The organism is Bacteroidota bacterium (assembly GCA_013696965.1).
In the GTDB taxonomy this organism is placed as follows: domain Bacteria; phylum Bacteroidota; class Bacteroidia; order JACCXN01; family JACCXN01; genus JACCXN01.
Window position 1 is genome coordinate 11,818 of the sequence record JACCXN010000042.1, and the last position, 12,906, is coordinate 24,723.

Consider the following 12,906-nt stretch of genomic DNA (forward strand, 5'->3'; position numbering starts at 1 on the left):
TTTGATTTGCCAAAAAATTGTTATACTAACAGAATGGATACAAAAAAGGCCGGAAATTATTTTTTTATATTATTAAAGATAATCGGCTGGATAACAGGTTCACTAGTAGGACTTTTTGTGTTTTTGTTTTTAATACTTAAAATTCCCGGTGTACAAAAAAAACTAGGATCATACACCGCTGCTTATCTTACAAAAACACTTGACACAAAAGTGGAAATTGCAAAAATCACTTTGAATCTTCCCAAATCAATTCAAATAAAGAAGATATACATTGAAAGCTTACACCAAGATACATTGTGGTACAGCAATGATTTAAAAGTAAATCTTGATTTTTTCTCTCTTTTAAAAAATCGTGTTGAAATAAATTCAATTTATCTTGAACATTGTACTGCTCACATTCAAAAATCAATTGTTGATAGCTCCTATAATTTTGACTTTATCATTCAAGCTTTTGTTAATGACCAGAAAGATGAAATAAAAACTGAAGAGAAAGGAAAAGCCTGGGATTTTTCGATTCAGCAAGTAGAATTGAAAAACATATATTTTACATTGGATGATCAATTTCTACAAACCAAAATAAACACAAGCCTAGATTATTTAACTATCGATATAGATGAACTTGACCTTGAAAACCAGGCGTATTTAATCGATGCTGTTTTCTTAAAGGGTGTACATTTAGTTTATGAATCTAATAATAAAGACCCCGAAACAGTAGAACCTGATTTAGAAAGTTCACTTCCTGTGATTTTAGTAAACAACATTAACATGGAAAACATTAATATCTCTTATAAAGATATTAATGGAGATCAAAACCTGGGTTTTTATATGGCCAGGTTTGGGGCTGAGGAACTTAATCTTAACCTTTCCACTCAAATTGTAGAACTGGATAGAATATCACTTCAAAAAGCTGATGTATTCTATTCCACCTATGCCCCAAGGAATGAACATTCAACAGAAGTAACTGATAAAACTATTGAGCAGTTGCCATGGATGGCAAAATTAAATCAAATCGATCTTTCAGAAATCGCATTCAAATACCAGAATAAAGCAGAGCCAGAACTTGCAGAAGGAATTGATTTCAATAATCTTATGGTTTCAAATTTTAATTTTAATGCAACTAATATTTATTTCCACGAGGATAGCATTCATGCCAAGCTAAATCACTTAACATTAAAGGACAAAAGCGGTTTTGAAATCAGGGAATTAAAAACTCTTTTCACTTTAAATCCACAAGGAATTCAATTCAGCGATTTATATTTAGAAACCGGGGAAAGTATCCTTGGCAATCATTTGGAACTGAATTATCCTTCCATGGATGCTATTTCAGATAATCTGAGTGCATTATATATGAATGTAAAACTCGAAGATTCACATGTAGGATTTAAAGATTTGGTTTATTTTGATTCTGGACTTGCAAAAAATCAATTTTTTGTTGATAATAAGGATAAAAAAATCACCCTTAATGGCAAGATAGAGGGCCTTTTCTCAGATATACGGCTTAAAAATTTCACTCTGGGATATTCTCCCTCAACAAACATTTCTGTTAATGGCAGTATTAAAGGTTTACCAAATAACAAACAAGCCTTTTTTAATTTTGATACCATCCTATTAAATACCACCAGAGGTGATTTAACCGCTATAGTTCCTGACACATTATTACCTAAAGAAATTACTATTCCAGAAATTATTGCTTTAAATGGGAATTTCAAGGGAACTATCACTGATTTTAATAGCGCCATGAACTTAAATACTTCCCTCGGAAGTATAAATGCTGATGTGGTGTTAAAGTCAGATACACTTTTTAAAACCGGTGATTATTGGGCCCATCTTTCAGTTATAAACCTGGATGCAGGGAAATTTCTAAAACAGGAAGAATTACTTGGGAAAATTGAGTTGGTTGCATCCCTTAAAGGGTCTGGTTTAACTCTTGAAAATATGGTGGCAAATGTGGATGCCACTGTAAAAAAAGCAGTTGTAAATAATTATGAATACAACGATTTAAGAATTAACGGTCTTTTTCAGCAACAGAATTTTTCTGGTATAATCAAGCTGGAGGATGAAAACCTTGCATTTGATTTTGATGGCAATGTTGATTATAGCAAGGAATTACCAAATATTACTGCCAATATTAACCTCAAGGGAGCTGATTTAAAAGCTTTGAATTTTTCTAAGGAAGACATTCTGCTTCAAGGAGTTTTATCAGCGCATATTGAAGGAAACAATATTGATGATCTCACTGGAAATATTGGCATTCGCGATGTTTTAATCATTAAAAACAATCAACCTTATCGTATTGACTCATTACTTTTTGTTTCTGTTAAAGAAGAAAAGCAAAAAATTGTTACCTTGAATTCCGACTTTTTTGCAGCTCGATTTGCGGGAACAATCAATCCTTCGGAATTAGGGAAAGTTATTCAAAATCAAATCAACAGTTACTTCGATTTGCATTTAAGTGAAACCATTGATGAGCAAAAACTAAAGCCACAGGATTTCAAATTTGAAATTTCTGTTTCTGAAGCTTTAATCCTAAAGGATATTCTTGTACCAGGTTTACAGGAATTACAAAAAATAGAAATAAAAGGAAGTTACAATAGTCTTGCTTCCAGTATAAACCTTCAAATTAAAGCTCCCCTTGTTGTATATGAGCAAATCACTGTTGATTCACTGGTATTAAATATTAATTCCAGCGATAAGGGTCTGACTTATTCGATTTTTCTGAATGAGATTTCAAATCCTTCCTTAATACTTCAAAATCCTTCTTTAACCGGAACCATTGCAGGTGATTTAATAAGTACCCGGTTTAAAATTATTGATGAAAACAACAACGAGAAGTTTGGATTTACGGCCTTGGTAAAAAGCATTGAAAATGAGTTTACATTGCATTTACTGCCCGGCCAGGTTATTTTAAACTATGCTCCATGGAATCTTCCTTCCGATAATAATATCAAAATTACTGATCAAGGTTTTGCAATACATAACCTGGTTCTAGAAAAAGACAATCAAATGCTTTCAATAAATATAAAAGGAAGGATTCCATCAGACACATTAGAAATTGTTTTTAATAATTTTAATGTTAAAAGTTTATCTGAAATTATTGAAAAGGACAATGAACCTTTGTATAGGGGAATTATTGATGGCCAAGTTGAAATAATGGGATTTCAGCAAGAACATATCGCATTTTTATCTGATTTATCAATTGCAAATTTAAGTTATAAAACAGATACCATAGGTGATGTAAAGATTCATGCACATAACCGCAAGGAAGATTTGTATACTATTAATGCATCAATTGAAGGAAAAGGCAATGAAATTAAAATTGAAGGTACTTATGCCCAGCAAACACAAAAACTTGATTTTATTTTAGATGTAAGGAATTTGGAACTAGGAACCGTCAAACCCTTTGTTGAACAAAGCATAACTGAACTATCCGGAAGCATGAGAGGCAATCTGTTAATTACAGGAACGGTAGATGATCCGGATATTGACGGAACATTAAATTTTCAGAAAACCGGCTTTAACCTGGTGAGTTTGAATTCTTATTTTACTTTAAAGGATGAGCTTATCTTTTTTGATAAAAAAGGAATAAATTTCAGGTCAGTAACTTTAATGGATACTGCTTCAAATGCAGCTGTGATTAATGGTTACATATTAACCAAAGATTACAGGCAAATGTTTTTTGACCTAAATGTAACAACAGCTAATTTTTTGGCTCTAAACACATCGGAAACTTCAAATGAACAATACTACGGAACTATCATTGTTGAGAGTGATTTAAGGATTAGAGGTAATTTAGATCAGCCTGTAATAAATGCACGTATTAATTTAAAGGATGGCTCTGATCTTACATACATTATTCCGGCAGATGAAATTGCTGTAATAGAAAGGGAGGGAATTGTAGAATTTATTATTGTAGATAAAGATTCTATAAATTCAATTATGAACAAAACTGAACCAAAGGATACTATCCGTACCGAAATCAGAGGAATTGATTTAAGTGCCAATATAACTATTGATAAGGAAACAAAATTACGGATTGTTATAGACCCTGCCACTGGTGATTTTATTGAAGTTATAGGAGGTGGAACAATGAGTTTTAGTATGGATCCTGCAGGAGCAATGACCTTAACCGGGATTTATGAAATAAATGAGGGTAATTACAGACTTTCTTTTTATGATTTAGTAAAAAGAGATTTCGCAATTAAACCAGGAAGTACAATAACATGGACAGGGGATCCATTAAATGCAGTTGTAAATATTTCTGCCATTTACACTATAAGAACCTCTCCTTCAGCCCTTATGGAGAGTCAACTTGGAGCAACAGATGATCAGCAACAAAGATCATTAAACCAACCTTTACCCTTTGAGGTTTATTTAAACATGCGGGGAAGTATGCTTAAACCGGAGATAGATTTTAATATAGAATTGCCATATGATAGAAAAGGGGTTATGGACGGAACAGTAAACAGGCGTCTTCAAATTTTAAATGAACAGGAAAATGAGTTGAATAAACAAGTTTTCGCCCTATTGGTTCTAAACAGGTTTTTACCACCCGATCCCCTTGAAGCTGCCAATGGAGGCGGATTAACTGCCACTGCCAGATCAAGTGCTTCAAAAATTCTTACCCAACAACTTAATCAGTTTGCAAGAAAGCGAGTGGCAGGCGTTGAAATTGCATTTGATGTTGAATTGTATGAAGATGCTACTGAATTACAAGTGGATTTGGAAAGAGCATTTCTTGACGATCGTTTAAGGGTTGAAGTTGGAGGAAGGGTTGATTTAGAAGACCGAAACAGAAGCCAAAGGAGTAGTGATATTGTAGGTGATGTAGCAGTGGAATACAATCTTACTCCTGATGGCCGATACAGGTTAAGAGCATTTAGGAAAAATGAATTTCAAATGTTAATTGATGGTGATGTTGTTGAAACTGGACTGTCGTTGATTTTCACCAAGGATTTTGATAGATTTAGGGATCTATTCAGAAGGAGTAATGGGAATGGAAGCAATGGGAATGGAAGCAATGGGAATAGAAAAAATGGAAATGGCAAGAAGGGGAAAGATGAATCAAGTGAACTTATTAATTCCAATGAATTGCCTGATAAAAAGAATTGATTTCCAATATAAAAATAGTACTAAGGCATTAAATAAATAACGAAAACATGAATTCTAGGATTTTTTAAAGCATGTCAGGAATTATTACATATATACAATTAGTGATTAATAATTTATGGAAAAGTAAATCTACTTACAAAAGTGTATGTTTTATTCTTCTCGTACTAATCTTTAATTCATGCAGCAATACACGATTCTTAGCTGAAGGGGAAGAGTTATATACTGGTGCAGAAATAAAGGTGATAAGTGATGATGACATTCCCAATAAGTCCGAATTAATTAATGAAATGAAAAGTGTTGTTCGTCCAGAACCAAATACTACTCTTTTCGGGATATTAAGACCGAAATTAAGCATTTACAATTTAGTTGGGGAACCAAAAAAAGAGAAAGGTGCCCGCAGCTGGATCAGGAATAAATTTGGTGAGGCCCCAGTTCTATTCTCAGATGTACCCATTACAACAAACATCCAGATATTAATAAACAGATTAGAAAATTTCGGCCATTTTACACCACAAGTAACTTATGAGATAAAAAGGAAAAACAAAAAAGCCTCAGTTGAATACAAGGCAACAATACAAAAACCTTATACAATTAGAAGCATTTCCTATCCCACCGGCAATCAAGAGCTGGAATTGCGAATAAGGCAAGACAACGAAAACAGGCCACAACCCGGGGAGCCATATAATTTAACCAGGCTTAAAACAGAGCGAACGCGAATAGATTCTTTATTAAAAAACATGGGCTTTTTTTATTTCAATCCCGATTATATTATTTTCAGGGTTGATTCTACAGTTGGGAACCGGGAAGTAGATATTTTTGTTGAAGTAAAAAAAGATATTCCAGCAAATGCCAGAATTTCCTTTGAAATAAAAAATGTAATCATCAATACAAATTATTCATTAGATGAGGAGCAAAAAACAGCCCTAGATGTTGATACTACTCATATAAATGGCATGATAATATATGACAGGAACAATGATTTTCGTCCTGTTATTTTCGCAAGAACTGTTTTTTTAAGGCCAGGGGAAACTTATTCACGCAGAAACCACGAAGTAACTATAAGCCATTTAATGGGTCTTGGAACTTTCCAATTTGTTAATGTGCGGTTTATTGATTTAAATGCACAAGGTGACACTGGAAAGTTAAATGCTGTTATTAACCTCACCCCTATTCAAAAAAGAGCAATAAGACTTGAATTAAGTGCAATTTCAAAATCAAATAATTTTGCCGGGCCAGGAGCAAGTTTAAATTATCGAAACCGTAACCTATTAAGGGGAGCAGAACTTTTCATTGTTAATTTAAGCGGTAATTATGAAACCTTAATTTCAGGACGACAGCGAGGGTTAAACTCATATGAACTGGGGATAAATACTGAATTACAAGTTCCAAGATTCATCGCACCATTTAATTTTAATAAGGATAGGCCTATGAATTTCATTCCCCGAACCAGAATGCTACTTGGTTATCAAATGCTCAACCGTGTGCAGTTCTTTTGGCTGAACTCCTTTAATACTTCCTTTGGTTATATTTGGAATGAATCAAAAGTTAAAAGACATGAGCTGAATCCTATTTCATTAAGTTATGTAAGACTAGGCAATGAAAGTGATCAGTTTAGAGAAATACTGCAAAGAAATCCAATCTTAAGAAGAAGTTTTGAAAATCAACTTATTTTTGGAAGCACTTATTCCTTTATTTACAATGATCAAATTTTAGAGGAAAAGAAACACAATTATCATTTTAGATTAAACCTGGATATAGCAGGAAATACAATGCATTTAGGTCAACTGGTTTTTAGGGAAGAAGCTCCAACAGAAGAAAAACCTTACCTGGTATTGGGGATACCCTATTCTCAATATGCAAGAAGTGATGTGGATGTCAGATATTATTATCGAACAGCTCCAAAAAGCCGAATTGTAGTAAGGCTTGTTGCAGGTTCAGGATATGCTTATGGAAATGCCCGCACGCTGCCTTATATAAAGCAGTTTTTTATAGGAGGGGCAAACAGCATTAGAGCCTTTCTTCCCCGTTCATTAGGTCCTGGAACATACCGCACATCAGTTTCTGATACTATTCCTTTTGAAAGAGGCACCCTATTGTATTTTGACCAAACAGGAGATATAAAACTCGAAAGCAATTTGGAATTCCGTTTCCCAATAATAGGCTTTTTAAGAGGAGCTGTATTTCTTGATGCAGGAAATGTATGGACTTTTCGTGAGAATCCTAACACTCCGGGTGGTCAATTCAATTTTAATAAATTTTACAATGAAATAGCCATTGGTACAGGTTTTGGTTTTCGTGCTGATGTAGAATTCTTTGTTTTACGCCTTGATTTAGGAATACCGCTTAGAGAACCTTTTCAACCAATTGACAATCGCTGGGTTATTCACCTTATAGATTTTGGAAGTCCTCAATATAGAAGACAAAGTCTTGTTTTGAATATTGCAATAGGATACCCTTTTTAATTTGGATAATTCATGCACCTAATATAAAAAAACAGCAGATTTAGTTGAATTTCCTGCATATAAATTAATCTGATTTTTAAATTACGGCACTCATTTTTTCTATAAGCTTATTAATTTCCTGCTCTGTTGTATACTTACCTAAACTAAACCGAATGGAACTATACGCTTTTTCATTTGAAAGGCCCATTGCCTTAAGCACATGAGAAGGCTCAATTAATGCAGAAGTGCATGCAGAACCAGTTGAAACAGCAAAGTCCTTTATTTTAAGAATTAAATTTTCAGCCTTTAAACCATCAAAGGAAACATTAAGTGTATTGGGAAGTCTATATTTAATGCTGCCGTTAAATGACACCCCTTTTAAATTCAAAAGTTTTTCCTGTAACTTATCTCTTAATTGTGAAATAGATAAATTAACATCCATTTCATTTTTTGCTAATTCACATGCTTTTCCAAGTCCTAAAATCCCAGGTACATTTAAAGTGCCTGAACGCAATCCTCTTTCATGTCCTCCCCCCTCAATGAGAGGAACAAGAGTTACACGTGGATTTTTTCTTCTTATAAATAAAGCACCAGCACCTTTTGGCCCATACATTTTATGCGAAGATAAAGGCATTAAGTCAATCCCATATTCATCAACATTTACCGGTAATTTACCCAAGGCTTGAGTTGCATCACTCAAAAAAACACTCCCCTTTTTGTGAACAATCTCTGCAATGTTTTTAATGGGTTGAATTACCCCGGTTTCATTGTTTGCATACATTACACAAACGAGAATAGTTTGTGGGCTAATTGAATTTTCTAATTCTGTTAAATTAATTAACCCCTCAGAATCCACATCCAGGTAAGTAATTTTAGCTCCTCTTTTTTCTAAAGTACTGCAAACATCCAAAACCGAATTGTGTTCTGTTTTAACGGTGACTATATGATTCCCTTTGCTTTTATACGCTTCAAAAACTCCTTTTATAGCAAGGTTAATTGATTCGGTAGCGCCACTGGTAAAAACAATTTCCTGCCCAATGCATCCTATTAGTTCGGCTACTTGGTTACGAGCGATATTAACAGCTTCATCTGCTTCCCATCCAAAGGCATGGGTGCGACTTGAGGCATTTCCAAATTTTTTTGTAAAATAAGGAAGCATTAACTCAAGAACCCTTTCGTCAACAGGAGTAGTGGAATTATAATCCAGGTAAACAGGAGTTGCATTCATAAAACAAATTTAATATATCTTCTATTTATAAATCATTTACAAATGAATATTAATCTTACTAATTTAAAACTATTTTCCGCTAAATTTGCTGCTACGATTATGAAAAAATATAAAAACCTGCTGCTTTTACATCTTATTGTTTTTATTTATGGCTTTACCGCCATTCTAGGAGCCCTAATTTCAATACCCTCAGACGAACTGGTTTGGTACAGAATGCTCATTGCCTTAATTGGAATTCTTGTTTTTATTTTAATGAAAAGGGCAATACAACCTTTGAGTTTTAAGGAAATATCCATGTTTTTATTAACAGGAATTATTATAGCCCTGCATTGGATTTTCTTTTTTGAAGCCATTAAAGTTTCTACCGTTTCAGTAACACTTGTAACGCTATCTTCTGCAACGTTATTTACAGCCCTTCTGGAACCTTTGTTTTTTAAAAGAAAAGTGATTTTTTACGAAGCAATCTTTGGAATAATTATTCTTTTCGGACTTTATATGATTTTTAATTTTGAAACTCAGTATCGATTGGGAATAATGTATACATTGTTTTCTGCACTAATGGCTTCGCTTTTCACTGTTATTAATGGCAAATTTGCAACAAAATACAATCCAGGAACAGTAAGTTTTTATGAAATGGCAGGAGGCTTTTTGGGTATTTCTGTTTTTTTTCTGTTTACTTCAAACTTTAATTTAAACATGTTTTCGCTTTCGGGAAATGATTTAATTTACCTTTTGATTCTTGGACTTGTGTGCACTGCATTTGCATTTGTTGTTAGTATTTCAATTATGAAAGAGCTAACTCCATTCACAGTGACCATGACCATAAATCTTGAACCTGTTTATGGGATTATTCTGGCGTATCTTATTTTCAGAGAAAGCGAAAAAATGACTACAGAGTTTTACCTTGGAGCTTTGATTATTTTAGCAACTATTTTTACAAATGGTTGGCTAAAAAGCAAAATGAGAAAAAGAAAAGTGGGCAGTTCCATTGTTGTTTGATTTATTTAAAAACAGAAATTATGCAAGAAAATCAATATATAGCACTGCTTCGAGGAATAAATGTAGGTGGTAATAACATTATCAAAATGGTTGATTTGAAAGCCTGTTTCGAAAAATTGGGTTTTACTCAAGTCACTACCTACATTCAGAGTGGGAATGTTTTTTTTATATCGGAGGAAAAAGAGAAAAGCATATTGGCAAATAAAATAGAAACTGTTTTATCCGAAACATTTAATTATAAATCTCAATTGGTTTTAATTTCTCAAAAGCAAATTGAAGCGGTAATAAAAGAGGCTCCTAAAGGATTTGGTAGTAAATCTGATGAATTTAAATATGATGTTCTTTTTTTAAAAGACTCACTTAGCTCCTCAGAAGCCATGGAAAAAGTAAATGTAAGGGAGGGAATAGATGAGTCTTATCAGGGAACAAATGTTCTTTATTTTTCAAGAATAACAAGCAAAGCCGGACAAAGTTATTTGGATAAATTAATTTCTAATCCTGTTTATAAGAGCATGACCATACGTAACTGGAACACTACCTCAAAGTTGGATTTAATAATGAAGGAAAGAGTTGAAGGACCAAAGAAATGATCTATTGCTGTTAAAAATAAAATTTCCTGTAAAATTTATACTTTAAAAATCGATCTTGTAATAAAACAAGGGTAAAAATCCAAGCTGGTATTCCTCGCGTAAGGGATTAACTGTTGGGTTGTTTGGATTGGGTGCATAGGAAAGCGCTAAAATATTTTTGGAGTTGGAAACATTAACAAAATCTATTGCAATTTCATGCGCTATTTTTCTGCTGTTAATTTTATAATTGATCCTCAAATCGGTTCTGAAATAATCCTTAAATTGTAAGCTATTTGTTTGATCGGTTATATAAACAGCTTCATTGGCAAGAGAGGATGCATTTATATCAATTGGAGTATATCTTCTGCCTCCAGCCCATGTTATTTTTGTGCTAATTCCAAGATTGGTTTTTTTCCCGGTTTTAATTTCCCTGCCGGCTAAAATGTTCGTTGCAAATCTACCATTGTAATCAGTATTTCTTTCGATTCCATCGCTTCCTTTATATTTTGATTGGTAAAAGGAGGTGGTAATTAGAAAGAAATAAGATTTGCTAAAAAAACGTTCGAGAGTGAATTCAATTCCTTGATTTTTTCCTGTTCCTGTATTTTGTAAACTATCCGGAAAAAGCCTGGTAAAACTAGCCCCTTGGTTAAGAATAGTGTAAGCAGAAGGTTGAAATTCCACAGGTATATTATAAAGCTGCTGATAATAAATTTCAGTTTTGAATCTTAAATTTCTGGCCATATTATAATCATAGGAAAGTACATAATGGGCACTTCGCGTAAAATCAAGTCCTTTATTGTGTTGGATAACATTACCCTGCATGTCAATTGACTGAGCAAAATAAATATAGGTAGGTTGCAACTGACTATGCATTCCGGCCCCCAATCCCAAAGCATGATTTTCCTTTAGCCTCCATTTTAATCCTCCTCTGGGTTCAATAGATGAACTTCTGTTTAAAGAAAAATACTGAGCATGTATTCCGGAGATGAACTCAAGATCATCTGTAATTTTAACCTTCCATTGAATATAAGGCTGAATCAACAAGGCACTACCAGTATGATCAAGCCGGGTAACAAATTGTTGTTGGGTGTTATTAAAAATACTGTCACTCATATTAAACTGATACCTGTTGATTAAAAACCCGGGTTTAATTGTGTGCCTGCTGCTCACTTTTTTATTCAAAAAATAGGCAGCTGTAAGTTTTGTTTCTTCTGATTTATAAACTAAAATAGGATTAAGTGAAGTAACAGAATAAGAAGAATCGCGCCTTATTAAATTATGTAAAGAATGTGATTCGGCATAAGAACCCGACACGGTAAGTTTAGTGTATGCGGTAGGATTTATATAATGTGTGTATGAAGCTCCTGAAACGCCCATGGAAGTGCCAAAATATTGATCTCTGTCCTTACTTCCATACAATTCTTCTGTTGACTCAACTTGTTTGCTAAGAATAATATCAATGCTGCTTTTGCCACCAATTCCGAAAAATGAAAGATTGCCTTTTTTTGTTGGAAAATTTAATTTAAAGGCCGCATCCTGATACATAGGAACAGCCGAGGTTCCAATAGAAACATTAAGCGCTTCGAACAATTTTAAAGTAGAATATCTATAGTTGAAAAGGTAAGAGGATCTCTTTTCCTTTGAAATTGGCCCTTCGGCAGTAAGCTCAGTGCCTAAAAAACCGAACTGTCCGGTAAATTCATGTTTTTCATTGTTTCCATTTTTCATTTTAACATCAAATATACCAGCTACACTGTTTCCATATTCTGCAGGAAAAGCACTAGTCAGGAAATCTGAATTACTTAATACCTTATTATTTAAAATACTTACAGGACCACCTGATGTACCTGAAATTGCAAAATGATTAGGGTTTGGAATATCAATACCTTCTAGTCTCCATAACACACCCATTGGTGCATTTCCGCGAACTACAATATCATTACGTGCATCATTTGCACCCTGAACTCCAGCGAAATTTGAAGCCATACGGGCAGGATCACCCCTGCTTCCTGCATACCTGTCAGTTTCTTCAATGGAAAAAGTCCTTGCACTTACTACTGCCATTTCATTTATTGCCTGGTCTTTTCTTGTAGCTGATATCTCAACTGCAGCAATAGAAGTAATAGATTCTTCAAGCTCTACGGTAACAATTACTTCTTTACCTGAAGTAATTGTTATTCCATTCAAATAAAGTGGTTTATAACCAATGAACGTTATTTTCAAGTCTTGTCTTCCCAGTGGTACTTGCTCAATTCTGAAAAAACCGTTAGCATCAGTTGTTACACCTCTTAAACTTACAGTATCACTTGTAAGTATTACCGAAGCTCCTGGTAAGGGCGATTTTGATTCCTTATCAATCACACTTCCCCTGATAACCTGTTTAAAGTCTTGGGCTGAAAGTTGAATGACACAAAAAAATCCAAGGATAAATAGTACAAACTTTTGCATACTTCTTTTTTGAAAAAATGAAAAAAAACCTTGTAAAAAAACGAATAAAAAAACGATAAAATGTTACCACCAATAAGTATTAACAGTAGAAAGTTAAATTATTAAACCA

Annotated in this window: 6 protein-coding genes; 4 read left to right on the plus strand and 2 right to left on the minus strand. The window is 33.7% G+C overall.

All coding sequences use genetic code 11. The features are described 5' to 3' along the window. The first annotated feature begins 33 nt into the window (after positions 1–33). Together H0V01_06795 and H0V01_06800 are read left to right on the plus strand one after the other, a co-directional pair. The gene (locus H0V01_06795; GenBank protein MBA2583078.1) at positions 34–5,109 is read left to right on the plus strand and encodes a translocation/assembly module TamB; all 5,076 of its coding nucleotides are present in this window, start codon (positions 34–36) and stop codon (positions 5,107–5,109) included. Between the two features lie 71 nt (positions 5,110–5,180). After that, entirely contained in the window at positions 5,181–7,571 is a 2,391-nt protein-coding gene (locus tag H0V01_06800) for a BamA/TamA family outer membrane protein (protein MBA2583079.1), read from the plus strand. 76 nt (positions 7,572–7,647) lie between these two features. Here the strand turns inward: H0V01_06800 and H0V01_06805 are convergent, their stop codons facing one another. Further along, on the minus strand, positions 7,648–8,778 hold the full coding sequence (locus H0V01_06805; GenBank protein ID MBA2583080.1) for an IscS subfamily cysteine desulfurase: 1,131 nt from the start codon (positions 8,776–8,778) through the stop codon (positions 7,648–7,650). Between the two features lie 99 nt (positions 8,779–8,877). Between H0V01_06805 and H0V01_06810 the strand changes: the two genes are divergently transcribed. Together H0V01_06810 and H0V01_06815 are read left to right on the plus strand one after the other, a co-directional pair. Continuing rightward, positions 8,878–9,777, plus strand: a complete 900-nt coding sequence (locus H0V01_06810; GenBank protein MBA2583081.1) for a DMT family transporter — start codon at positions 8,878–8,880, stop codon at positions 9,775–9,777. Between the two features lie 20 nt (positions 9,778–9,797). After that, entirely contained in the window at positions 9,798–10,367 is a 570-nt protein-coding gene (locus H0V01_06815) for a DUF1697 domain-containing protein (protein MBA2583082.1), read from the plus strand. Positions 10,368–10,409: 42 nt separating this feature from the next. Here the strand turns inward: H0V01_06815 and H0V01_06820 are convergent, their stop codons facing one another. Further along, complete coding sequence (locus H0V01_06820) at positions 10,410–12,797, minus strand: TonB-dependent receptor (GenBank protein ID MBA2583083.1); 2,388 nt, start codon at positions 12,795–12,797, stop codon at positions 10,410–10,412. Between the last annotated feature and the right edge of the window lie 109 nt (positions 12,798–12,906).